Origin of the sequence: Acetatifactor aquisgranensis, from assembly GCF_943193215.1 — a bacterium.
GTDB classification, from domain to species: domain Bacteria; phylum Bacillota; class Clostridia; order Lachnospirales; family Lachnospiraceae; genus Acetatifactor; species Acetatifactor aquisgranensis.
Window position 1 is genome coordinate 1 of record NZ_CALPDH010000005.1, and the last position, 25439, is coordinate 25439.

Consider the following 25439-nt stretch of genomic DNA (forward strand, 5'->3'; position numbering starts at 1 on the left):
TACCATAGCAACAGGGACGTAAGAGAATCTGGTTTACTGGCCATATAACTTTACCGACCCATTTGCTGACTAACACCATACATATTGACATTTTTCAATTATAATGATACCCTAAAAGCATGAAACCGATTGCAGAACAAGCAATCTGTTTACATTAAAACAGGAATGGGAGAGTGAGAGCACATGTCCAAAAACAAGCAGGAATCAAAACCCGCGGTTCAAGTGAAGCAGCTTACACTGTGGGAAAAGATTGTCAGGCATCGCATACTGATTCTTATGTGCCTGCCGGCAATCATCTACTTTATCGCCTTTAGTTATGCGCCCTTGCCGGGCATCTGGGTAGCTTTCGTCAAGTACAACTACCGGGACGGTATATTCGGAAGCAAATTCATCGGACTGGATAATTTCGAGTTTCTGGCCACTTCGGGGAAACTGCTGGAGCTGACCAAGAACACGGTTCTGTACAATCTGGCGTTCATCCTGCTGGGCAATTTTCTGGCGGTGTTCGTGGCAATCCTGCTGAACGAGATACAGAGCAAGTGGTTCAAGAAAGCCTCCCAGACAGTGATGTTCCTTCCCTACTTTATCTCTCAGGTACTGGTGGGCATCCTGGTCTTCTATCTGCTGAACTATGATACCGGCCTTGTGAACGGAATCCTGAGGAACCTGGGGGTGGCTGAAGAGTCGCTGTGGCAGCCCTATTCCACGCCGGGGGTGTGGCCGGTGCTGCTGGTCATCATCTATCTGTGGCAGCAGACGGGATACAACTCCGTGGTCTATTTCGCGGCCATCTGCGGCATCGACGCCGAGATGATGGAGGCGGCGAAGGTGGACGGAGCCAACGGCTTCCAGAGGATACGCTACATACTTCTTCCCAGCTTAAAGCCTACGATAGTGGTACTGCTGCTCTTCGCACTGGGCGGCATCGTGAAAGGCAACTTCGGTCTGTTCTATAACGTGGTGGGCACCAACCCGCTGCTGTACAGCACCACGGACATCATCGAGACCTATGTGTACCGCGCTACCGTGGCAGAGTTCAACTTCTCCAGAGCATCTGCCGTAGGCCTGTACCAGTCCGTGATCGGCTTTGTAATCGTCATGGCGGTGAACACCATCGTGAAGAAGATTGATCCCGACTATTCGCTGTTCTAAAGGAAGGAGGAGAAAAATGGCAAACCAAGACAAAGACTTAATGGAATCCGGTGCCAAGGTGAAGCTTGGCACATCAGATAAGATAATCAGAGGCTTCGGATATGCATTCGTCACGTTTTACGCGATCTGCTGTATCGTGCCTTTCCTGGTCATCATAGGCACGTCCTTCGCCAGCGAGTCCGTGGTCCGGGCGGAAGGGGTACAGATTATCCCCAGCGAGTTCAGCCTGGAGGCCTATAAAATGGTCACCAAGAGCGGCGGCATCTGGAAGTCCTACCTGCTGACCATATTGATGACGGCGCTGGGGACTACCGTGGGCCTGTCCATCATCTCCATGACGGGCTACGCGCTGCAGAGGAAGGACTTCTCCTTCCGGAACGGGATTTCGTTCTTCATCTACTTTACCAGCCTGTTCCAGGCAGGTCTTGCGCCTTACTACCTGCTGATGACCCAGACCTACCACCTGACGGACAACTATCTGGCGGTGGCGCTGCCCCTGCTGATGTCGCCCTGGCTGATCATATTGATGAAGAACTTCGTGAAGGCTATCCCCCACGAGATTACGGAGTCGGGCAAGATAGACGGGGCCGGGGACTTCAAGATATTCACCTCATTGATTCTGCCTATGCTCAAGCCTGCCCTGGCCACCATCGGCCTGTTCCTGGCTCTGAGCTACTGGAACGAGTGGTACCAGTCCTCGCTGTTCTTAAGCTCCAAGGTGGCTGTGAAGCCCCTGCAGTATACGCTGTACGAGATTGTGAACAAGAACGAGGCGCTGAAGAACTCTGTGGCAGGGCAGTACATCAACCTGGCGGACATCCCTCAGGAGACCGTGAAGATGGCCAACGCGGTGCTGGCCACCGGCCCTATCGTGCTGCTGTATCCCTTCGTGCAGAAGTACTTCATCAGCGGCATTACCGTAGGCGCGGTGAAGGGCTGACGCCGAGACGTGTCCGGATAGCGCAAATTTGAGAGAAATCGGAGAGGATAATGATAAATAGCTCCTGCGGGAGCCCCATAAGGCCCCCGGGAGTTATCTATAAAACCATAATGAAATGGAGGAAAAAAGATGAAAAAGAAAGTAATTGCGGCATTGCTTGCCGCAACGATGGTTCTGGGCATGACGGCCTGCGGCGGTGGCGACACGCAGAGCTCCGCGCCCGCTGAATCCAGTGAGGAGAGCAGCGCGGAAGAGTCTTCCGAGTCTTCTGACGCTTCTGACGCGGGAGAAGAGGAGTCCTCTGCCGAGGAAGAGTCAGCAGGCGGCGAAGAGGCGGCCGGCGGGGATATCGACACCTCCGAGCATGTCGTCATCAACTACATGACCACAGGCGACGCGCCCTCTGGAGAAGCCAAGGAGCGTCTGGACGAGATGATGGCAGAGCTGAACGCGATCCTCACCGAGAAGGTGAACGCGGAGCTGGAAATCTACTACATTTCCTGGACGGATTATCTTTCCAACTACAACCTGACACTGGCCCGTATGGACGGCACCGTAGACCTGGTAGGCACCGCTTCCGACTGGCTGGATGCATGGCCGAACTCCAAGAACGGCGCTTTCATAGAGCTGTCCGAGGAGATGCTGCAGACCTATGCGCCCAAGACATGGGCCAGCATTCCCGCTGAGAACTGGGAGATGTGCAAATACAACGGTGAGATTTACCTGATTCCTGAGGACAATTACGCGCAGTGGACCAACCACGGCTTCACCTATCGTCTGGACTGGGCGAAGGAAGCAGGATTGGCTGACGGCGTGCACAGCTGGGAGGACATGACCACCTACTTTAAGTGGGTGAAAGAGAACAAGGCCGACATCACCCCCTGGGATTCCGACGGTACCCAGTATGCCACCATGGTGGGCGGCTGGATTTCTTCCCATTCCAACTATATCGCCATCGAGGGCATCAACTCCGGCGCTATGTGGGGCGGCACCAAGGACGATCCCTACACCATCTATTCTCCTTACATGACCGACACGGATTCCCTGGTGGAGTTCGCGAAGATGATGAAGGAGTGGGACGAAATCGGCGTATGGAAGACCGACGTGCTGAACAACACCACATCCACCAACCGTGACGACTACCGCATCGGCAAGGTCGCCGCAGAGCAGCACCATACCCAGACCTGGACCGACCTGGTAAGCCATACCGAGGCCAACAAGATCTATCAGGAGGACGAGAATGCTGAAAGCGGTTTCTTCTACTTCGGCGAGGAGACCCAGAATGTAGTGGCCCTTTCCATTACCCACGGCGCAATGGCCGTGTCCGCAGGCAGCGCCAACCCTGAGAGGGCTCTGATGGTATATGACCTGCTGAGGAACGATCCCGACTGCTATACCCTGTTCAACTATGGTATCAAGGGCGTGTCATGGGATACCAATGACGAGGGCCTGAGGGTCATCCCTGAAGGCTACAACAGCGACACCGACAACATCAACGGCATGACCAACTTCTGGTGGGGACGTAACGACGACCTGGAGGTAAGGGACGCTACCAGGGATTGGGACAAGATTGACGCTATGTACGCAGAGTACGACAAGATTAAGATTCCTTATCAGTACGGCCTGTTCGTGCCTGAGGTGGATTCCATCGAGGGACAGATTTCAAACATCAACGAGGTACACACCAACTACATGAAGCAGATCGCGTTCGGTAAGTACTCCGGAACCGCTGAGGAGATTGTAGCTGAGTACCAGGCTGCCCTGGAAGCCGCCGGCATCAATGAGGTCACAGAGGAGCTGCAGAGACAGATCAGCGAAGTGTATCAATAAGCCGGATATGCTGAAAGCAGAGGGGATTCCTCTGCCAAAGCCGGAACGGAATGCAAAATGTACATGGGAGGGAGCGCCGAAGCCGAGAGGGGGAGGTGCTCCCTTTTTGGCGAACATGTAGCAAAGTCCCTGTTCTTGTCATTTCTGCCATGATATGGTATACTTCATTTGAAACCGGTATCAGCAAGTATCTGTTTTAAAAGAGGTACTATGAAGTTATAAGATTGCGATGGAATGAGAGGTTATTATGAGCACATTTGAAATCAGGGACAATTTCTATCTGGACGGAGAGCCCGTCCGGATCATCTCCGGCGCGGTGCACTATTTCCGGATCGTGCCGCAGTACTGGCGGGACAGGCTGGAGAAGCTTAAGAGTATGGGCTGCAACACGGTGGAGACCTACATCCCCTGGAACATGCACGAGCAGGAGAAGGGGCAGTTTCGCTTCCAGGGGATGCTGGACATCGAGGGATTCATCCGGCTGGCCCGGGAGCTGGGCCTGTATGTGATCGTCAGGCCCTCCCCCTACATCTGCGCGGAGTGGGAGTTCGGCGGTCTGCCCGCCTGGCTGCTCCGAGAGGACGGCATGCGGCTGCGGGTGAGCTATGGCCCCTTCCTGCGGCATGTGGAGGAGTATTACAAGGTGCTGCTCCCGAAGCTCACCCCCTGGCAGTGCACCAAGGGAGGCCCCGTCATCCTGATGCAGGTGGAGAACGAGTATGGCTATTACGCCAATGACCGCGGCTACCTGGAGGAAATCAGGAAGCTGATGCGCCGGGGCGGCGTGGAGGTGCCTTTGGTGACATCGGACGGCCCTTTCCCGGAGAGCCTGAACGGAGGGAAGCTTCCGGGCGCCTTGCCCACGGGGAACTTCGGCTCCAGGACCGAGGAGCGCTTCGGGACGCTGCGCCAGTACACGGAGGGCGGGCCTCTGATGTGCACGGAGTTCTGGGTGGGCTGGTTCGACCACTGGGGCAACGGGGGCCATATGCGGGGCAACCTGGAGGAGAGCGTAAAGGATCTGGACAAGATGCTGGAGCTGGGCCATGTGAACATCTACATGTTCGAGGGCGGCACCAATTTCGGCTTCATGAACGGCTCCAACTATTATGACGAGCTGACCCCGGACGTGACCTCCTACGACTATGACGCGGTGCTCACCGAGGACGGCCGGATTACGGAGAAGTACCGCCGCTACCGGGAAGTCATCGGGAAATACGCTGTGCTGCCGGAGATGGAGTTCTCCACGGAAATCCGCAGGAAATCATACGGTACGCTGGAGGCCTGCGAAAAGGTGAGCCTGGTGTCCACTTTGGACAGCATCAGCAAAGGGACGGAGAGCGTCTGGCCCCAGTCCATGGAGCGTCTGGGCCAGAACTACGGCTACATCCTTTACCGCACCACGCTGCACACGGAGGAGAACCTGGAAAAAATCAGGCTCTGGGGTGCAAACGACAGGGCGGACATCCTGCTGGATGACAAGCTTGTAGCCACATTGTACGACAGGGAGCTTCTGAAGGAGCGGGAGCTGAACCTGCCAGCCCGGCGGGACGCCAGGCTGGACATCCTCATGGAGAACATGGGCCGGGTGAACTTCGGCCCCTACATGGAGCGCCAGCGCAAGGGCATCGACCAGTGCGTGCAGATCAACGGGCATATGCACAACCACTGGGTGCAGTATCCGCTGCCCCTGGACAATGTGGACAAGGTGGACTTTGACCGGGAGTATCTGCCCGGCACGCCGGCGTTCTACCGTTTCGTCTTCAACGTGGAGGAGATCGGGGACACCTTCCTTGACTTCGAAGGATGGGGGAAGGGCTGCGCCTTCGTGAACGGATTTAATATAGGAAGATTCTGGGAGATAGGGCCTCAGAAGCGGCTCTACATCCCCGGCCCCCTGCTGAGAGAGGGGGAGAACGAAATCATCCTCTTCGAGACGGAGGGGAAGGCCCCGGGCACCATCGCGCTGCAAGGCGAGCCGGACATAGGATGACGGAGACGAATGGCCATGCCGGGCATCGACATGGCCGCACAGGGATGATGATTATGGAGATTGGTTGAAAGAAAACGGTGCGGCCCTCTCGGGGCCGCACCGTTTCATTCCTGAATTCGGACCAAATGAGAATAATTCAGACTGCCATTATTTCAGGGGCTTCGCGCCGGCCTTTTCCTGGGCGGCTTCCAGAGCACGTCTGAAACGGCTCTTCTTCTTGGCGGGAGGCGCCTCGACCTTGCCGTGGAGCCCCCGGACGCTGAGTACGTAGATGCCGCTGACTACAGCCTTGACCTCCTTCTTCACGGGCACGGAATCGAAGATTTTCTCATCGCAGATCAGGGACATGATCTGGGGCCCCACCTTGACCTTGACGATGGGGAGCTTGGAGCGGCGCATGAGCTTCGGCGTCTGGTCTAAGACCATCTGGGGCAGCCCCGCGTCCTTGAGCCGCATCCGTTTCTTGTCGATGATCAGCATCGAGACGGTCTGCTTGTTGGCCTCCAGCATCTCCTGCTGTTCGGCCTGCTTCTTCTGGGCTTTCCTTCCGAGGAAATACAGCACGGCGATTAGCGCGGCCAGCACCGCGACCACGATCAATACAATTATCCATGGGTTCATAAACAATGGGCCTCCTTGCGTAAGATTGTCTTTTTGTTACTGCTCACGGCTTCGCCGCTCACAGCAACATGATGCACACAAAATGAGCAAAGTACGCTCATTTTGGCGCTTGCTGTCTCGTGATTTTCGTGCATAATGCGCACGAAAACACTTCGCGGAGGCACCTGTGAACAGTAACGTCTTTTTGTCTGTTTTTCATTTTAGCACAGATAGCTATGGATAAGCAACTAAATATGTGGTATAATTCAAAATTAAGGCTATAGTCTGTAATGGGCCAGCGCCTGTGACCGACGCATACCGGCCATGTGCTCCGGAGGGGCAGAGGCGGCCGCGGGAGGGCGGGGCTTACGGGCTGTACGGAAAGTAAACGAAATCAGCGCGCGGGACGCGCGGAAATGAGGAAATTATGGAATTGACAGACATTAAAGAGCTTTACCGCAACCGCGGTGAGTACATTGGCAGGGAAGTGACCATTGGAGGCTGGGTCAGGAGCAACCGGGATTCCAAGAATTTCGGATTCCTGATGATCAACGACGGAACCTTTTTCGAGCCTCTGCAGGTGGTGTATGGGGACAGGCTTGCCAATTTCCAGGAGCTGTGCAGGACCAATGTGGGCGCTGCTCTGATTATAAGAGGTAGGATCGTGGAGACGCCGAACGCCAAGCAGCCCTTTGAGATGCAGGCGCTGGAGGCAGTGGTGGAGGGGCCGTCCTCGGCGGATTATCCTTTGCAGAAGAAGCGGCATACTTTCGAGTACCTGCGCACCATATCCCACCTGCGCCCCAGGACCAATACATTCCAGGCAGTGTTCCGGGTGCGCTCGCTGATTGCCTACGCCATCCACAGCTTTTTCATGGAGAGGGGATTCGTGTATGTGCATACGCCCCTGATCACGGGCAGCGACTGCGAGGGCGCGGGGGAGATGTTCCAGGTGACCACCATGGATCTGAACAATATTCCGAAGACAGAGGACGGCCAGGTGGACTTTTCCCAGGATTTCTTCGGAAAATCCACCAATCTGACGGTAAGCGGCCAGCTGAATGTAGAAACGTACGCGTTTGCTTTTAAAAACGTATATACTTTCGGCCCCACCTTCCGGGCGGAGAATTCCAACACCACCCGCCACGCGGCGGAGTTCTGGATGATCGAGCCGGAGATGGCCTTCGCCGATTTGAAGGACGACATGCTGCTGGCGGAGAGCATGCTGAAGTACATCATCCGGTTTGTGTGTGAGAACGCGCCGGAGGAGATGGCTTTCTTCAACCAGTTTGTGGACAAGGGGCTGTTGGAGCGCCTTAGATCTGTGGCGAGCTCCGATTTCGCCCATGTGACCTACACCGAGGCCATCGATATCCTGTCGAAGCACAATGAGGCCTTCGACTACAAGGTGAGCTGGGGCTGCGATCTGCAGACGGAGCATGAGCGTTACCTCACGGAGGAAGTGTTCAAGCGCCCGGTTTTCGTGACGGATTACCCCAAGGAAATCAAGGCGTTCTATATGAAGCTGAACGAGGACGGCAAGACGGTGGCGGCCATGGACTGCCTGGTGCCCGGCATAGGGGAAATCATCGGCGGCAGCCAGAGGGAGGATAAGCTGGAGCTTCTGGAGAAGCGGATGGAGGAGCTCGGGCTGAACAAGGAGGACTACGGCTTCTATCTGGATCTGCGGAGGTTCGGCTCCGTGCGGCACGCGGGCTTCGGCCTGGGCTTCGAGCGCTGCGTGATGTACCTGACCGGCATGGGGAATATCCGGGATGTGGTGCCATTCCCCAGAACGGTGAAGAACTGCGATTTATAATATCTTAAGGTTTTAGAGGATGAAAAAAGCCACGGAATGTGGTATGATGTTGACACGCAAGAGCATCATGTCAAAATTTGATTCCATGTGCGCTGAAGCGCACGAAAGCAGGGTATGCCGGGTTTATGAGAAAAAGACTGAAAACATTTCTGAATTTTATACTAATCGGAGGCCTGACGGCTGTGCTGCTGGGGACAGGCATCTCGCAGTCTCTGACAGCGGAGGCTACCAGTGTCGGCGAAGTGCAGGGCCAGATCAATCAGCATACGAATGACCTGAACAATGCCAATAATAAAGTCACGGCCCTGGAGACCCAGCAGGAGATTCTGCAGGAGCAGATTGACGATTTCAACGCGGAGCTGAGCAATACCATGGCCAGCATCGGGGTCATGGAGGATCAGCTTGCCGCCAAGGAGAGCGAGCTTGCCGCCAAGGAGAATGAAATCGCCGCCAAGGAGGAAGAAATCGTCCAGAAAGAGCTGCAGATTGAGCAGACCCAGGCGGAGTACGACGCCGCTGTAGTCAGAGAGGAGACCCAGCGGGAGAATATGGCCATCTGCGCCCGGATGATTTATGAGCGCGGGGAGGAGTCCTATCTGGACGCGCTGTTGGCGGGAAAGGGCCTGGCGGATATCCTGAACCAGATGGACCGTCTGGAGAAAGTAAGCGAATACGAGAACGAGGTATTGGAGGAATACATCACGGTAAAGAACCAGGTGCATGACCTGTGGGATTTGCTGGTGGAAGAAAAGGCGACGCTGGAGGACGACAAGGTGCGGCTGGTGGCGGACAGAGAGCAGCTGGCATCGGACAAGCAGCAGCTGGAGGCGGACAAGGCGGGACTGCAGCAGCAGAAGTCCTATCTGGACGGCATGCTGGCGAAGAAGAAGCAGGAATCCGCCAACTACGACGAGGAAATCAGGCAGGCCAGGGCTGCCGCCGCCACGGCAAAGGAGCTTTTGAAGCAGGATCAGGAGGCGCTCAGAAAGCTGCAGAGCGGCAATGCAGGCACCGGTACTGCGGGGAACGGCGGCAATGCAGGCAGCGCGGGAGGCGGGACTTCCTCCGGAGGCGGGACATCCGCGCCCTCTGCACCTGCGGGCGGAGGCGGCAGCGGCCTGGGGCAGCAGGTGGCAAACTATGCCTGTCAGTTCGTGGGCAATCCCTATGTGATGGGCGGCACCAGCCTGACGGGCGGGGCGGACTGCTCCGGCTTCGTCTACCGTGTATATGCCGACTTCGGCTATCAGCTTCCCAGGACCTCCTATCAGCAGGAGAACGCCGGCGTGGGAGTGAGCTATGAGAACGCCCAGCCCGGGGATATTGTCTGCTATACCGGCCATGTGGGGCTGTATATCGGCAATGGGCAGATAGTCCATGCCAGCAACAGCGCCCCCTACCCCACAGGAGGCATCAAAATCAGCAACGCCCAGTACAGGACCATCGTGGCGGTTCGCAGAATCGTCAACTAACAAGAGGGGGACCGGATTTTCGCGTAAAGAAAATCCGATAGGAGAGAAGATGGAGAAAGAGGATATCGAGGGGTTACTGAAAGAAATCCCCGGTAAGACCTGTGTATATTACAGGAATCTGGTCACTGGCGCTACAATCGGCATCAGAGAGCGGACTCCTATGATGGCGGCCAGCGTCATCAAAATTCCCATTTTGGTGGAGGCTTTCCGCCAGATCAGGACGGGAGAACATGCGAAAGAAGAGAAATATGTGCTGCAGGAGGGAGATAAAAGGCCCTCCTGTGGCTGTTTGAATCGGATGCATGCGGGGCTGGAAGTGACCTATGAGGATCTCTGTAATCTCATGATCATCCTGAGCGATAATTCCGCCACCAATATCCTGATCAGGCTTCTGGGCGGGATGGACAGGATTAATGAGGATCTGCGCGGCATGGGCTATGAGACGCTGCAGGTGAACAGGCTGCTCTTCGATAAGGAGGCCTCCGACAGGGGCGTCCAGAACTATGTGACCGCAGTGGAGATTGCGGATATGCTGGAGAAGATGTACCGGGGACAGATGGTGGATTCGGAGGCGTCAGCGGACATGCTGGATATTTTAAAGGCCCAGAGGCTGAATGGGAAATTCCCGTTCCGTTTCCGGGACGGAATCGTGATGGCTCACAAGACGGGGGAGGATGACGGAATCACCCACGATGTGGGCATTCTCTATGCAAGGGAGCCTTTTGTGCTGTGCTGCATGGGGAATGAGACGGACTGTCCGGCCTTTAACAGGTTCATGCAGGATATCGCCTGGCAGCTCTGCCAGGGAAGCGTGTAGAGATGTTCTGAGACGGCAGGAGGGCGCGGCGTACAACTCTTTGGTATGTGAGTTAAAGCGCCTGAGGGCGGCGGAATGCGAGGAATTATGAAAGCGATTGCAGGAAAGACGATAGTGTCTCTGCGGGAGCGGCCATCCTCCCGTATGACACTGGATGACGAGCTTCTGTACGGCATGGTGGTGGAGGTGTTGGAGGAGACGGCGGACGCGGAAGAGGGAGAAAGGACTCCGTGGATGTCCGTGCGCACACCTTACCGGTATACCGGATACTGTAAAAAGGAAGACTTGATATTGGATGAAAGCCGCGTGAAGGCATGGGAGGGCGGACAGCTGTGCGTGGTCATGCAAAGGTACGCGGACGTCCTTTCCGAGCCGCGGGTACAGGGCGTGTGCATGGAGTCCGTGACCAGAGGCGGCAGGCTGCTGGCGCACAGAGAGCAGGACACAGGGGAAAAGGGCTGGGTCTGTGTAGAGCTGGCGGACGGCAGGCGGGGCTACACAAAGGAGAAATTTCTTGGCTCCTATTACGAAACGCAGTTCACCACAGACGAGAACGCTTTCCGCGAGAGGCTGGTGGAGATGGCAAGAGGGTATCTGGGCACCCAGTACCGCTGGGGCGGAAAGAGCACTCTGGGCATAGACTGCTCGGGCCTGACCAGTATGTGCTATATGCTCTGCGGGGTCTATATCTACCGAAACGCCGGATATGTGGACACTTTCGCGCTGCATGAGATTCCCATGGAGGAAAAAAAGCCGGGAGACCTGCTGTATTTTCCAGGGCACATCGCTATGTATATCGGAGATGACAGGTATATCCATTCCACCGGGAGAGATGGAGACGACGGCGTAGTCATAAACAGCCTGAATCCTGCCCATGAGGACTTCAGGGAGGATTTACTCCGGCAGCTGGAGCGGGTGGGGAGTATTTTTGTATGATTCCCATAAGGATTGACGGTTTCGCAGAGGATAGTGGGATTGCTGAATTGGGATATATACTGCATAACGCTGAATGCTGCCTGATGTAATCATGCGATTGAACCAGTCAGCGTTATGCAGTCTGGTTTCATGGCAAGTGAAATCGTTAAGCAGTATAAGTAAGAGGAAATGAGGTTTGATGTCCATGAAGATAATTATTGCCGGCAATGGCAAGATGGGGGCTGCGCTGACCCGTCAGCTGGCCGCCGAGGGGGATGACCTGACATTGATCGATTCCAATCTGAATGTACTGGAATCCAGCGAGGAGCGCTATGACATCATGGTGGTGCACGGGAACTGCGCCTCCATGGAGGTGCTGCTGCAGGCGGGGGTAAAGGACGCGGATCTGCTGATTGCCATGGCGGGGGCGGACGAGGTGAACCTGCTGTGCTGCATGACGGCCCACGGCCTGAATGCCAATATCCACACCATCGCCAGGGTGTGCAATCCGGAATATACCAACCAGGTCTATGTCATGCGCAATATGTTCGCCCTGTCCATGGTAGTGAACCCGGAGAGGCAGGCGGCCACGGAGATGGAGCGCCTTCTGAAATACCCGGGCTTCCTCAAGCGTGACACTTTCACCAAGGGGCGGGTGGAAATCGTGGAGCTGCGGATAGACGGCCGCAGCAAGCTCAAAGATGTGGCCCTGAATGATATGGACAGCATCGTGAAATGTAAGACCCTGGTCTGCGCCGTGCTGCGGGACGGCAAGGCGGTGGCGCCGGGCGGCAATTTCGTGCTCCGGGAGGGGGACCGCATCTATGTGACGGCTTTCACCAATACCCTGACTATCTTGCTGAAGAACTTGGGGATAGTCACCCATAAAGTAAAGCGGGTGATGCTGTGCGGCGGAGGGCGCGTCAGCTACTATCTGGCCAAGCAGCTCCAGAACAGCGGCATCCAGGTACAGATTGTGGAGCAGAATCCGGGCCGCTGCAGACAGATGGCCACCATGCTTCCCTCCGCCTGTATCATACAGGGGGATTCCAGCAGCCAGTTCCTGCTGGAGAGCGAGGGCATTTCCGGATGTGACGCGCTGGCTACACTGACAGGAATGGACGAACTGAATATGATTATCTCCCTCTACGGCATCCGCTGCGGCGTCCCGCAGGTGATCACGAAGCTGGGGCATATTGAAAATACGGATCTTTTGGGCAATCTGTCCCTGGGCAGCGTCATCAGCCCCAAGGAGCTGTGCTGCAATACCATCGTACAGTATGTGAGAGCCATGAAGAACCAGACGGGCGCGGCCCTGACGGTGCACACCATAGCGGACGGACAGGCGGAGGCCATGGAGTTCCATGCAGACGAGGGGACGCGCAACTGCGGCAAGCCCCTGAAGACCCTGAAGCTGAAAAAGGGCGTGCTGGTTGTGTGCATTTCCAAAGGGGCCAAGATGGAAATTCCGAACGGCGATTCGTACTTTAATGTAGGTGATATCGTCTATGTCGTCACCGGCAGGGAGAGGACTATTTACCAGCTGAACGATATTTTTGAATAAAATGATTTCGGGCAAGGATGGGTTGAAAAGTAGACATGAACTATAAGATGATGGGGAAATTTATCGGCAGGATTCTCCTGGTGGAAGCCGTATTTATGGTACCGGCGATGCTGATAAGCCTGTGGGAGAGGGAATTTGCCGCGGTGACGGCTTTCATGTGGAGCCTGGGGGCGCTCCTTGTGGCGGCAGGGGGGCTATCATGGTTCGGCAGGGGCTCCCAGAAAAAATTCTACGCCAAGGAGGGGCTGGCCTGCGTGGGCCTGAGCTGGATCGCCATGAGCCTGTTGGGCTGTCTGCCCTTTTTCCTCTCCGGAGTGATGCCCAACTACATTGACGCGCTCTTTGAAATCGTGTCGGGCTTTACCACCACCGGAGCCTCCATCCTGCCGGCGGTGGAGGATGTGCCCAGGGGAATCCTGTATTGGAGGAGCTTCAGCCATTGGCTGGGGGGCATGGGGGTGCTGGTGTTCCTGCTGGCCATCTCCTCCTCGGGGGGCAACGGTTTTACCATGCATCTGCTGCGGGCGGAGAGCCCGGGCCCTAACGTGGGAAAGCTCGTGCCCAAGATGCGCAAGACGGCCACGATTCTGTATCTGATTTATATCCTGCTGACAGTGCTGGACGTGATATTCCTGCTGCTGGGGGACATGCCCCTGTTCGAGGCGGTGTGCACGGCGTTCGGAACCGTGGGGACGGGAGGCTTTGGGGTCAAGAATGACAGCATGGCCGGCTACAGCCCCTATATCCAGAATGTCTGCACAGTGTTCATGCTGCTGTGCGGGGTGAACTTCAGCTGCTATTATCTGCTCCTGGTGAAACAGGTGAAGAGCGTGCTGAAGGATGAGGAGCTGCGGCTGTATCTGGGAGTGGTATTGGGCAGCATCCTGATTATCGTATGGAATCTGAGGGGGTTCTACGCCACTTTGGAGGAGACCGTGCGGCATGCCTCTTTCCAGGTGGCGACCATCATGACCACCACGGGATTTGCCACCACGGACTATGAACTTTGGCCGGGGCTGTCCAAGGCCATTTTGCTGAGCCTGATGATTCTGGGGGCCAGCGCGGGCAGCACGGGCGGCGGCTTCAAATGCGGCCGGGCGCTGCTGGTGGCGAAGAGCCTGCACAGGAGCGTGCGCCAGGTGGTGCATCCCCAGAAAGTGCAGGTGGTGCGGCTCAACGGCCATGCGGTGGACGAGAAGATACTGCAGAATACCAATGCCTATCTGGCAGCATACATGATTGCGATTATACTGAGCTTTCTGCTGATTTCAGTGGACGGCTTTTCCATCACCAGCAATCTGTCGGCGGTACTGGCCTGCTTCAACAATATCGGACCCGGCTTCGATGCGGTGGGGCCGACTTGTAACTATGGAGCTTACAGTGATTTCTCCAAGATTGTGCTCACATGGGATATGCTGGCGGGAAGACTGGAGATTTTCCCCATGCTGATACTGTTGAGCAGGTCCACATGGAAGCATCGCTAAGAGAAAAATCGTAAAGAGCGATGACTGTTTTTCCGATTTCTATTGCTATTCGCCGGGAATGGCTTTACACTGGATTTACAGAGAATGGTTTCAAAACGGAAAGAGCATAAGGAGGGCAAAAAATGGTAAAACTGACACCACCCATGGGATGGAATTCCTGGAACACTTTTGGGGCGAACATCAATGAGCAGCTGATTTTCGACACGGCGGACGCCATGGTGGAAAAAGGCCTGCCGGAGAAAGGCTACGAGTACCTGGTCATTGACGACTGCTGGTCGCTGAAAGAGAGGGACGCCAAAGAGCGCCTGGTGGCGGATCCTGAGAAGTTCCCCCAGGGCATGAAAGCAGTGGCGGATTATGTGCATTCCAAAGGGCTTAAGTTCGGCATGTATTCCTGCGCGGGGAATCTGACCTGTGCCGGATATCCGGGCAGCTTTGAGCACGAGTTCATAGACGCGGAGACTTTCGCGGAGTGGGGCGTGGACTTCCTGAAGTATGACTACTGCTACCACAGCCCCATCATCCCCGGAAAGTACTTGTACCGGCGCATGGGGCTTGCCCTGGAGAACTGCGGACGGGACATCCTGTTCTCCGCCTGTTCCTGGGGCGTGGACGAGACCCATGAATGGATCAAGACCACAGGGGCGTCCATGTGGCGTTCCACAGGGGATATCTTTGATTCCTGGGACTCCGTCAAGACATTGACCCGCCAGCAGGAAAAGCTGCATCCCTACAATGGCGTGGGCTGCTTCAATGATATGGACATGCTGATAGTGGGCATGTACGGCAAGGGAAATGTGGGGCTGAAAGGCTGTACGGATGTCCAGTACAAGACCCATTTCTCCATCTGGGCTTTCATGGGCTCTCCCCTGATGATCGGCTGCGATATCCGAGATATGAGCGAAGAGGCGCTGAACATATTGGGCAATGAGGAAATCATCCGCATCAATCAGGACAGGCTCTGCCGCCAGCCGGTGAAGCTGGCGGGCACATGGCCGGGCGAGGATCTGCTTCTGTATTCCAGGCAGCTGGAGAACGGAGATTTGTGCATCGGAATGTTCAACTTAAGCGAGGAGAAGGCAGTGGCCAGGCTGAACCTGGATGAAGTGGGGCTTCCTTTCAGCACAGGCAGGACCCTGGAGGCGACGGAGCTCTGGACGGGTGACAAAGTGGAAGTGAAGAACGCCACCATGATCAGGGAGCTGGCGCCCTTTGACTGCGCCATGATACGCGCCAAGGTGGTCAGCCTGTGAGAAGCGGCTGTGAGGAGTGCGGGAAAGCGCTTACCTTTAATGAAATCGGCGCCTATAAAAAATTCGTAAACCGCGGAAGCACAAGTTTCTTGTGCAGGACATGCCTTGCGGCGAAGCTGGATGTGTCGGTGGAGGAGATTGACAGGAAGATTGAGCAGTTTAAGGCGCAGGGATGTACCCTGTTCGTGTAGATTGAAAACGGGGCTTGGCCGGAACGGTCAGGCCCTTTTTCAGGAATGGAACGGATAGACGACAGGAAAATGCGGCGTGCGGCTGCGCACGAGAAGACGGAGGACAAATGAAGAGAGAGTACGGACGGAGTGGAAAACGAATGGTGATTTGAAAGAAAGGGAAAAGGAGGCGGCAGTTATCTGCCAGGATTTTTCGGCATTTTGCGGTTATATCATCCAAAATAAGGTGAAGCTGGCCTCCAGAACGGGAAATATCGGAAAGAAAGACTGCTTTGCCATAAATCAGCTTTTACATGGTATCCGCTCATCAGTTTTTTCTATTATACGGCGTTAAATTTCAAAATCCTGGAAACGAATGCAGCGGGCTGCATTGGAAGATGGCGGGTGAGAACGCTGGTGAGAAATCGAGGCGCGGCCCTTATTGGAAATCGTGTCCGACATCTATGAAAATACAGAGCTGGGAGAGGCGGAGGAACTGTCGGACAGCGGTAGAAATACGGCGGCAGAGCGTGTCTATCAGGCTTATATCGATACATTCCTGCAAGGGGAGGAGGAAAAGCTGTCGGAGATATTTGAGGATGCGGCTGCATCGGACACAAGGCAGACAATCGATTTCCAGGTATCGGTAAGGCACACGGACTGCGTCCGGGTCATCGCCTTTTTTCGTTTACAGTGGGGACAGGGATGATGAAAAGGACATACATGCATCCGGAAGCTCTGATTCGGGAGGAGCATGCCGCGCTTACCGGACGGCAGAGCCCCTGCCAGAAAGAAGCCGCGGATACGCTGCGCCGGGAGATGGAGAGGGTCATCCTGGAGAATCCGGAGAGAATGTTTCTGTCTTTCTCCCATAGGATATCATCAGGCCTCTGGCGAAGGTATACCCGGCCCCGGGATGGGAGGAAAAGTAGTCCGCAATCTTCCTGTCCCGGCGGCAGCAGGCTTCGGCCTCCGGGCGCGACAGGCCGTGGGTCAGCAGATGGAGGATCAGGCCCTCCTCCGCCTCCGGATCCCTGCAGGATGCCCAATTGTTGGACTGGATGAAATCCTCTTTGGCTTCCTCATAGTTCTCAAGCTTCGGGGTGACGAACTCTACCTTGTCATTCATCCTGACGTCCACGTCCACGAGACCCAGTTTCTGCATGATATGCGCGGCCTTGATGGCGGCGGAATAATCCCGTCCCTGCATGGCAAGCTCGGTCTGCCACTTCTTCTCCAGGCCTTCATGGCGGCACAGCTCCTGATAGTCCATGCCGTCCACATACAGCCCGCAGCTTTCGAATTCCCTGTTCACATCCACACAGACCACATATGCGCCTGGCTTTGCGAAGGAGACCATCTTACGGAGGAAAGCTTCGGGGTCGTCTATGTGCCTGAGGACTGCCTGGCATATCACCAGGTCGTATTGGCTTTCCGCGGAGTGTTCGCAGACATTCTTGCAGAGGAAGTCTGCTTTCAGGTTCTGCCTGGCAAAAAGCTGTTTTCCCTCCTGGATTAGGTTTTCCGCAAAGTCGATTCCCGTGTAGGCGCTTCCCTCCGGCAGGAAAGGGAGGAACAGCAGCCCTAAGAAGCCGTATCCGCACCCGCAGTCCAGCATGGAGACGGGCTCGCGGATGTTCCACACCTGTGAGACCAGGAAACGGGCATAGTCCTCGTTCCAGAACCGTTTCCGCGTCCGCAGGAGATAGTCCAGCCGATGGTTCCAGAAATCTTTCGTGCCGGACTGCTCCGGGGCGTACCCTTCCCCGTCCAGGGGCTTCAGGCCCAGCAGCTGGTCTGTGGACACCTGGAAATATTCCGCCAGCGATGGCAGCACGGAGATGTCGGGCATGGTGGCCTGCGTCTCCCATTTGCTGATTGTCTGGAAGGATACGCCCATGGCGTCCGCCAGTTCCTGCTGGGTCAGCCTTTTCTGTCTCCGTAAATCCGCAATGCGTAAGTGAATTGTGCTCATATGTGTCCTCCTTGTAAAATGTGGCGTCTGTTGTGTTGCTTTCCTGTATTATATCAGGAATTCCGGCTGTTGTATTCAGATGAGACGGAGAATCGGTTCTCTGATGGGGAGAGTGGAGAGGGGACGCGGCAGGACTGGGGCGGAAGGTGGACGCGCGGGCGAATAACTGATTGTGAAATTCCGTAGGATAAGGTATAATAGCCTTGTCTGCCGGACTTATGGCGGCGGTTCCGAGAGGATGAACAGGGCATGGCGGGGAGATTCTGCTGGTGGGCATCAGTTATTCGAAAGAGGCTCCCGCCGGGAAAAGGCTGCACATTGCAGAATAGAGAGTTGAGAGGGATGGATGAGACGGAAAACCGTGATAAGAGGTTGGAGGAGGTGCAGTGATGAAAAAACCATTGCCGATAGGAGTAGATAATTTTGAAAGGGTAATAAAAGACGGATATTGTTATATCGATAAAACTATGTTGATAAAACAATTGCTAGACTTCAAGGGAGGAGTGAACCTGTTCACCCGCCCCAGGCGCTTCGGCAAGACGCTGAACCTCAGCATGCTCCGGTACTTTTTTGAGGATACCGGAGATGCGGAAAAGAATGCGCGGAACAGGGCGCTTTTTCAGGGCCTGAAAATCATGGAGGCCGGGGAAGAATATACGAATCAGTGCGGGAGCTGTCCTGTGCTCAACCTGACGCTGAAATCGGCGAAACAGGAAGATTACGACACTGCCTGCTACATGATACGGTCTGAGATTGCATCTGAATTTGACAGGCACAGGAATATAGTGGAACAGGGCAGGGAATGTCTGGCGCCCCATGAGTATGAGCAGTACTTGAGCATCGCGGAAGAGAGGGCGGACGAAAAGCTGCTGAGGAGCTCGCTGAAGCTGTTCTGCAGATGTATGTTCAAGATTACGGGGAAAAATACTATCCTGCTCATCGACGAGTACGATGTGCCGTTGGAGAATGCGTATTTTTGCGGATTTTACAGGGAGATGGTGGGTCTCGTCCGCTCGCTGTTCGAGGCGGGGCTGAAGACCAATGACTATCTGCAGTTTGCGGTGATTACAGGCTGTCTGCGGGTTTCAAAAGAAAGCATTTTTACTGGCTTAAATCATTTGAACATTATCTCTGTTCTGGACAAGAAATATAGTGAGCATTTTGGGTTCATAGAATCTGAGGTGCTGCAGATTATGGCTTATTATGGGGTGGAAAGCCGTTTCCCGACTATGAAACAATGGTATGACGGATATATGTTTGGGAATACAGAGGTCTATAATCCGTGGAGCGTCATTAAATTTCTGTATGATTTAGACGCAGATATCAATGCTTTCCCGCGCCCCTATTGGATCAACACCAGCTCCAATGATATCATAAAGGACATGATAGCCAAGGCTGACCGTGAGGTACAGGGGCAGATTGAGACGCTTTTAAAAGGCGGAACCCTGGAGATACAGGTGCATGAAGAGGTCACTTATGGGGATATGCAGGCCAGAGGCGAGAATCTGTGGAATTTCCTCTATTTCACCGGATATTTGACGAAAAAAAGTGAGAATTTCAGCGATTCATCGGTCTTTCTGCAGGTGCGCATCCCCAATACGGAAGTGAAGACAATCTATCAGAGCACGATTCTGGGGTGGTTCCGAAAGAGGATAGAGAAGCAGGATTTCCAGGACTTGTACCGGGCCATGGAGGACGGGGACGCGGAAAAGATGGGGGAAATCTTAAGCGGCCAGCTTTTCTCCACCATCAGCTTCTACGACAACACGGAAGAAAAGCATTCCGCGGAGAACTTCTATCACGGATTCCTGGCCGGAATCCTAAGCCAGAGCCAGGATTACCTGGTGAAGTCCAATCGGGAATCGGGTAATGGGCGTTCGGACATTTGCGTGAGAAGCCCGTCCCTGCGGGGGAAGGCATTTGTGCTGGAACTAAAGGTCTCGGACAGCATCCATGACCTGGAGACCGATGCGGAAAAGGCCCTCCGGCAGGTGTACGATAAAAAGTACATGGAAGAACTGCAGACGGAAGGATACCGGAAAATCGGCTGCTATGGAATTTCCTTTTACCGGAAAGACTGCGAGGTGCGGTTGGGGAAACGGGCGGATTAAGTGCAGATATGGCGGAATGGCTGTGAGGAGATTCTGCCTGGAATGCAGGAAGCGTTCGGGAGGGAGGACGGACGATGGGAGTTTATTTGAATCCGGGTAACAGTGGATTTGTCAGAATCCGGAACGGTGTCTATGTGGACAAATCAGGGTTGATAAGGCTGGTCAATCAGACACTGGATACACCCAGGTGTCTGACCTGTATCAGCAGACCGCGCCGTTTCGGGAAATCGTTCGCGGCCAAAATGTTATGTGCCTATTATGACAAGACCTGTGATTCGTCGCAGCTGTTCGGGGATTTGTCCATTGCCTGTGATGCGGGGTACCGGGAGCATCTGAATCAGCATGACGTGATTTACCTGGATATGACAGGAATCATCGGAGAAGCGGCGGCAGGCGACAGGGTGGCCTATGTGAAGAGAACTGTAGTCCGCGAATTGAAAGAACAGTATCCGCAGCTGGAGGTGGTGGAAGGATTCGTGGCAACGCTGGCCAATGCGGTAGAGATAACAGGGAATAAATTCATCATGATTATCGCATTCCCAATGAGGAGATTCGGCTGGAATTCGCCCAGGCTATCCGGCAGGTGAAATGGGACGATACCCTCAGACGGGTCAGGGAGAGCGGGCAGCTGATTGCGGATACTGTCCATGGGGAGGAAGAGGCTCCCGCCGGAAAAAGGCAGCATCATTGCAGGATAGAGAGATTTGAGGGGAATGGGTGAGACATCGGAGAAAATATGGATAACGATGGAATAGAGAACTTATTAAAAACAGTATGTGAAAGAAGAAAAAAACATATGGCCCAGGAGACTCCGGCCTACAACATTCTGGCTGCGATTGGTGAAGAACGTGATGAGACGCATGTTCATTCTAAAATCATATATTTTCTGTTGGACAGGACTTATGACGAAGATGGGGAAAATGATTTTCTGAAATTTTTCTTGCGGGAGATTCAGATACCTGAGCAATATATCGGTGGCCCATGGCGGGTGTGCCGGGAGCAGGCCTTTGAGGAGGGAAGGATAGACTTTGTAATGGAATCCGAGAAGTTCTGTGCGGCGATTGAGATGAAGATTGATGCCGGGGACGGGGAGAGACAGCTGGAGCGATATGATATGTTCTGCAGGAAAAAAGGAAAGGCGTACCGCATATATTATCTGACATTAAATGGGAGCGCGCCGGACAGACAGAGCGTAGGCGGTATGGACAGGCAAAGGCTTTTCCTGATCAGCTTTCGGAAGGAAATCCTGGACTGGCTTCAAAGGTGCATGGACACGGCCAGGGAAGGCAGCTGCAGATACACTTTTTTGAAACAATATGATGCGGCGGTCAGGCATATGACTGGCTGGGGTGACGAGGGGATGGACGTGAAGGATTTACTGGCGAGTACGGAAATGGCAAAAGCGGCATTGCTCATCAGGGACAGTTTTGAGAAAAAGATGGAAGAGGTCACCGAGGATTTGTTTCGGAATGTGGGGGATGTTTTAAAAAAGAAAAGCCATATGGAAACAATTGTTTATTCGGATTGTGTGGATGTTTATATCGACCGGATTGAATACAGGAAAAAGACATATTGTTTTGTATTTGAGCTGGCAATAGATTATTGTCTATATGGCTGCTTTGGTTTTGTGGAGCAGTCAGAGAATAGGTTCATCCCATTGGCTGATACAGAAAAGCTGTTCCCTAAATTTTATCATACCTGGCTGGAAAGGATAAGGGCATTGGAATTGCCGAAGCTGAAGCAGAGCCCCTATACTTTATGGTATTATATTGAGAATACAAGGGGAGAGAAACTGAATTTCAAGGAGAACAGCGATTCCGTGCTGGAGCTTATAGACGAAATGGATGTACAGAGCGAGTACATAGGATTAGCTGTTTTCAAAAATGCATTGAATCCCCTGCTTCAGTATGTGTCGTGATAGCATAAATAGTTGATTGTGGAATCGAATAGGATAGGGTATAATGTGATGTAGGTGCGAAGCTGTATTTGGTGAAACGAAAGGGATGCTTGAAAGAAGATTGTGATAGATGACTGAACGAGGAGGTGTAGCGATGAAAAAACCATTGCCGATAGGAGTAGACAGTTTTTCGGATATCATTAAAACGGGATATTGCTATATAGATAAAACCATGTTTATAAAAGAGTTGTTGGATTTAAGAGGGAAAGTGAACCTGTTCACCCGCCCCAGGCGCTTCGGGAAGACGCTGAATCTCAGCATGCTCCGGTACTTTTTTGAGGATACCGGAGATGCGGAACAGAATGCGCGGAACAGGGCGCTTTTTCAGGGCCTGAAAATCATGGAGGCCGGGGAGGAATATACGAATCAGTGCGGAAGCTGTCCCGTGCTCAACCTGACGCTGAAATCGGCGAAACAGGAAGATTACGACACCGCCTGCTACATGATGCGGTCAGAAATCGCATGTGAATTTGACAGGCACAGGGCTATGGTGGAACGGGGCAGGGAATGTCTGGCTCCCAATGAGTATGAGCAGTATTTGTGCATCGCGGAAGAGAGGGCGGACGAAAGGCAGCTGCGGGGCTCGCTGAAGCTGTTCTGCAGATGTATGTTCAAGATTACGGGGAAAAATACTATCCTGTTGATCGACGAGTACGATGTACCGCTGGAGAATGCGTATTTCAGCGGATTTTACGAGGAGATGGTGGGTTTCATCCGCTCGCTGTTCGAGGCGGGGCTGAAGACCAATGACCATCTGCAGTTTGCGGTGATTACAGGCTGTCTGCGGGTCTCGAAAGAGAGTATTTTCACGGGACTGAACCATTTAAGGATTATTTCGGTGCTTGACCAGAGGTACAGCGAGCATTTTGGGTTCACGGAATCCGAGGTGCTGCAGATGATGGAATATTATGGCGTGGAGAAACGTTTTCCGACTATGAAAGAATGGTATGACGGATACACTTTTGGCGATACGGAAGTCTATAATCCATGGAGCGTCATCAATTATATGTTTGATTTGTATGCGAAGGTTGATGCTTTCCCGCGTCCCTATTGGATCAATACCAGCTCCAACGACATCATAAAGGATATGATTGCCAGAGCTGACCGTGAGGCACAGGGGCAGATTGAGACGCTTTTAAAGGGCGGGACCCTGGAGATACAGGTGCATGAAGAGGTCACTTATGGGGATATGCAGGCCAGTGGCGAGAATCTGTGGAATTTTCTCTATTTCACCGGATATTTGACGAAAAAAAGTGAAGATTTCAGCGATTCATCGGTCTTTCTGCGGGTGCGCATCCCCAATACAGAGGTGAAGACAATCTACCAGAACACGATTCTGGGGTGGTTTAGAAAGAGGATAGAGAAGCAGGATTTCCAGGACTTGTACCGGGCCATGGAAGATGGGGACGCGGAAAAGATGGGAGAAATCTTAAGCGGCCAGCTTTTTTCCACCATCAGCTTCTATGACAGCGCGGAGAACTTCTATCACGGATTCCTGGCCGGAATCCTAAGCCAGAGCCAGGATTACCTGGTGAAGTCCAATCGGGAATCGGGTAATGGGCGTTCGGACATTTGCGTGAGGAGCCCGTCCCTGCGGGGGAAGGCATTTGTGCTGGAACTAAAGGTCTCGGACAGCATCCATGACTTGGAGACCGATGCGGAAAAGGCCCTCCGGCAGGTATACGATAAAAAGTACATGGAAGAACTGCAGACGGAAGGGTACCGGAAAATCGGCTGCTATGGAATTTCCTTTTACCGGAAGGACTGCGAGGTGCGGTTGGGGAAACGGGCGGAGTAAGGTTTCAGGAGATTTTGTATTTAGGAAGTTCCAGGGCAAAACTCTGTTTTATCATTATCCATCATTCGCGTCAGAAAAGTTTGAGGCGAACTGGGAAATAGTGAAAGAACTGAGAGGAGATGACAGTATGTGCAAAGCATTGTTGCAGATTATGGAGCCTGAGATTAATAAGATTGTTGAATCTAAAGTTCAAAAATCCATTTTAAACGCTGTGAGAAGCTTCCGTGACCTGGGTGCGGACGATAAGCGAATCCAGGAGATATTGGTGAAAAATTATGAGCTTACCCCGGAAGAGGCAATCCAGTATTTATAATGGGGCTGCAGAAAAGGCTGTTAGATAAAAGGAGCATTTCCGTGCAAGGGATGCTCTTTGCCGTTTTGATGGGGGTAAGCTGATGCATGGTTCTGGATGTAGGAAATCGATGGATATGTATTATCCTGAACTGGCCCAAGGCGTGAAGCGTTTTAAAGATTAAGTTACCTCTCCAATCTCACAAACCTCGAATCCCTCGCTATTATAGGAGAGGATATAAGAAATCCGGAAGGATTAAGCGATTTGGTACGCTTTAAAACATTATCTCTGTATGAAAATAGTGCTGAAGCAATGTATGGTGAAACAGGAAGAGTGCCGTTTGATGTGCAGCCAATTGCAAACCTGACTGAACTGGAATAGCTGGATCTGGCATATCTTTACATAGAAGATGTAAGTTCTCTGGAAAATTTAAAAAGTCTACACCACATAGGCTTGATAAAAACAAATGTGAGGGACATTCTGCCATTGTCAGGTTTGGAGAATCTTGGTGAAATATCTATATATGGAAATAAGAATGAATTGGTAAAAAACAGACAGAATCTTATCTTATTTTGATAAGGCTGGAAATATGATAGTTATCGAAGAGATTCCAAATGGTCTTTGATTGAAGCGTGGCGTATAGAAATATTGAATATTTAAGTACGGCAAAATATTTGTTGAGGGGGGAGGAATATGGGAAACATATATGAAATATGTGAAAAAATAGTCACCTGCCTGCAATATGAGGATTACGATTTCCTGAATGAACACAATGCATTATGTAGGGTTTCGGAAGAAGATATAAAAAGGGTCATGCATGAATATGGAGGTCATCTTTCACCAATCCCTGATTTGGCAGATGCTATGTACATAAATAAGTATAATGATAAATCAGGGATGAAGATTGACTTGGATTTATGGATTGATGGCAAGAGAAGTGATTTGACATTGCAGGTTGAAATAAAGCTTAGTGAAAATGATAGAATCAGTGGTTATAGGATATTAGACCTTTTGGTAATGTAAGGACAGAGCTAAAAGGCTTGGGGTACTAAAAATACTTACTTCTGGAGTGAAAAAATAGGGAAGAGTACTTTTAGAGGAGAATAAATATTTTATAGATAAACCATTTTAAGAGCAAGGCATAGAAGTATGCAATAGCAAAGTTGTTGCGCCATGCCTGAGAGACTTTTTATGAGTGTGACAAAACGAAATCATTATAGTAAACGCCGTAAAGCAGACGCTCTTTTTACCGGAAGGACTGCGAGGTGCGGTTGGGGAAACGGGCGGAGTAAGGGAC

The 25439-nt window shown here is 53.0% G+C and carries 22 protein-coding genes; 20 read left to right on the forward strand and 2 right to left on the reverse strand.

Annotated features, from left to right (window positions below; translation table 11 throughout):
- Positions 1-183 precede the first annotated feature (183 nt).
- From NFS35_RS05595 to NFS35_RS05610, 4 genes are all read left to right on the forward strand, one after another.
- Positions 184-1152 carry an ABC transporter permease gene (locus NFS35_RS05595; RefSeq protein ID WP_251206164.1) on the forward strand — a complete coding sequence of 323 codons (969 nt, stop codon included), beginning with the start codon at positions 184-186 and terminating at the stop codon, positions 1150-1152.
- A gap of 16 nt (positions 1153-1168) precedes the next feature.
- Positions 1169-2092, forward strand: a complete 924-nt coding sequence (locus NFS35_RS05600) for a carbohydrate ABC transporter permease (protein WP_251206165.1) — start codon at positions 1169-1171, stop codon at positions 2090-2092.
- Between the two features lie 129 nt (positions 2093-2221).
- Positions 2222-3922 carry a DUF3502 domain-containing protein gene (locus tag NFS35_RS05605; protein ID WP_251206166.1) on the forward strand — a complete coding sequence of 567 codons (1701 nt, stop codon included), beginning with the start codon at positions 2222-2224 and terminating at the stop codon, positions 3920-3922.
- 247 nt (positions 3923-4169) lie between these two features.
- The gene (locus NFS35_RS05610; RefSeq protein WP_251206167.1) at positions 4170-5915 is read left to right on the forward strand and encodes a glycoside hydrolase family 35 protein; all 1746 of its coding nucleotides are present in this window, start codon (positions 4170-4172) and stop codon (positions 5913-5915) included.
- Between the two features lie 147 nt (positions 5916-6062).
- Here NFS35_RS05610 and NFS35_RS05615 read toward each other — a convergent pair whose 3' ends face one another.
- Positions 6063-6536: a YdgA family protein gene (locus tag NFS35_RS05615; protein WP_251206168.1), complete on the reverse strand. Its 474-nt coding sequence runs from the start codon at positions 6534-6536 to the stop codon at positions 6063-6065.
- Between the two features lie 406 nt (positions 6537-6942).
- Here NFS35_RS05615 and asnS point away from each other — a divergent pair, with 406 nt between their 5' ends.
- From asnS to NFS35_RS05660, 9 genes are all read left to right on the forward strand, one after another.
- The gene (gene asnS / locus NFS35_RS05620; protein WP_251206169.1) at positions 6943-8334 is read left to right on the forward strand and encodes an asparagine--tRNA ligase; all 1392 of its coding nucleotides are present in this window, start codon (positions 6943-6945) and stop codon (positions 8332-8334) included.
- Positions 8335-8459: 125 nt separating this feature from the next.
- Entirely contained in the window at positions 8460-9806 is a 1347-nt protein-coding gene (locus NFS35_RS05625; RefSeq protein ID WP_251206170.1) for a C40 family peptidase, read from the forward strand.
- A gap of 49 nt (positions 9807-9855) precedes the next feature.
- Complete coding sequence (locus NFS35_RS05630; RefSeq protein ID WP_251206171.1) at positions 9856-10623, forward strand: serine hydrolase; 768 nt, start codon at positions 9856-9858, stop codon at positions 10621-10623.
- 87 nt (positions 10624-10710) lie between these two features.
- On the forward strand, positions 10711-11559 hold the full coding sequence (locus NFS35_RS05635) for a C40 family peptidase (protein ID WP_251206172.1): 849 nt from the start codon (positions 10711-10713) through the stop codon (positions 11557-11559).
- A gap of 184 nt (positions 11560-11743) precedes the next feature.
- Positions 11744-13102, forward strand: a complete 1359-nt coding sequence (gene trkA, locus NFS35_RS05640) for a Trk system potassium transporter TrkA (protein ID WP_251206173.1) — start codon at positions 11744-11746, stop codon at positions 13100-13102.
- A 35-nt stretch (positions 13103-13137) separates the two neighbouring features.
- A complete protein-coding gene (locus NFS35_RS05645; RefSeq protein ID WP_251206174.1) occupies positions 13138-14586 on the forward strand; it encodes a TrkH family potassium uptake protein in 1449 nt (482 codons plus the stop codon).
- Positions 14587-14708: 122 nt separating this feature from the next.
- Positions 14709-15839, forward strand: coding sequence for a glycoside hydrolase family 27 protein (locus NFS35_RS05650; protein WP_251206175.1), 1131 nt, complete (start codon positions 14709-14711; stop codon positions 15837-15839).
- Positions 15836-16030: a hypothetical protein gene (locus tag NFS35_RS05655; RefSeq protein WP_251206176.1), complete on the forward strand. Its 195-nt coding sequence runs from the start codon at positions 15836-15838 to the stop codon at positions 16028-16030. The genes NFS35_RS05650 and NFS35_RS05655 overlap by 4 nt, the downstream gene beginning before the upstream one ends.
- A 421-nt stretch (positions 16031-16451) precedes the next feature.
- Entirely contained in the window at positions 16452-16718 is a 267-nt protein-coding gene (locus tag NFS35_RS05660; RefSeq protein WP_251206177.1) for a hypothetical protein, read from the forward strand.
- A 120-nt stretch (positions 16719-16838) separates the two neighbouring features.
- Here the strand turns inward: NFS35_RS05660 and NFS35_RS05665 are convergent, their stop codons facing one another.
- Positions 16839-17984: a DNA (cytosine-5-)-methyltransferase gene (locus NFS35_RS05665; protein WP_251206178.1), complete on the reverse strand. Its 1146-nt coding sequence runs from the start codon at positions 17982-17984 to the stop codon at positions 16839-16841.
- A gap of 389 nt (positions 17985-18373) precedes the next feature.
- Between NFS35_RS05665 and NFS35_RS05670 the strand changes: the two genes are divergently transcribed.
- The 7 genes from NFS35_RS05670 to NFS35_RS05700 all read left to right on the forward strand — a co-directional run bounded on the left by NFS35_RS05670 (position 18374) and on the right by NFS35_RS05700 (position 25165).
- Entirely contained in the window at positions 18374-20095 is a 1722-nt protein-coding gene (locus NFS35_RS05670; RefSeq protein WP_251206179.1) for an AAA family ATPase, read from the forward strand.
- A 74-nt stretch (positions 20096-20169) separates the two neighbouring features.
- Entirely contained in the window at positions 20170-20682 is a 513-nt protein-coding gene (locus NFS35_RS05675) for an AAA family ATPase (protein ID WP_251206180.1), read from the forward strand.
- The gene (locus NFS35_RS05680; protein ID WP_251206181.1) at positions 20679-20816 is read left to right on the forward strand and encodes a hypothetical protein; all 138 of its coding nucleotides are present in this window, start codon (positions 20679-20681) and stop codon (positions 20814-20816) included. The genes NFS35_RS05675 and NFS35_RS05680 overlap by 4 nt, the downstream gene beginning before the upstream one ends.
- A 15-nt stretch (positions 20817-20831) precedes the next feature.
- A complete protein-coding gene (locus tag NFS35_RS05685; RefSeq protein ID WP_251206182.1) occupies positions 20832-22013 on the forward strand; it encodes a PD-(D/E)XK nuclease family protein in 1182 nt (393 codons plus the stop codon).
- 133 nt (positions 22014-22146) lie between these two features.
- Entirely contained in the window at positions 22147-23850 is a 1704-nt protein-coding gene (locus NFS35_RS05690) for an AAA family ATPase (RefSeq protein ID WP_251206183.1), read from the forward strand.
- Between the two features lie 127 nt (positions 23851-23977).
- Positions 23978-24163: a hypothetical protein gene (locus tag NFS35_RS05695; RefSeq protein WP_251206184.1), complete on the forward strand. Its 186-nt coding sequence runs from the start codon at positions 23978-23980 to the stop codon at positions 24161-24163.
- A 672-nt stretch (positions 24164-24835) separates the two neighbouring features.
- On the forward strand, positions 24836-25165 hold the full coding sequence (locus NFS35_RS05700; RefSeq protein ID WP_251206185.1) for a DUF7668 domain-containing protein: 330 nt from the start codon (positions 24836-24838) through the stop codon (positions 25163-25165).
- Positions 25166-25439: the final 274 nt, after the last annotated feature.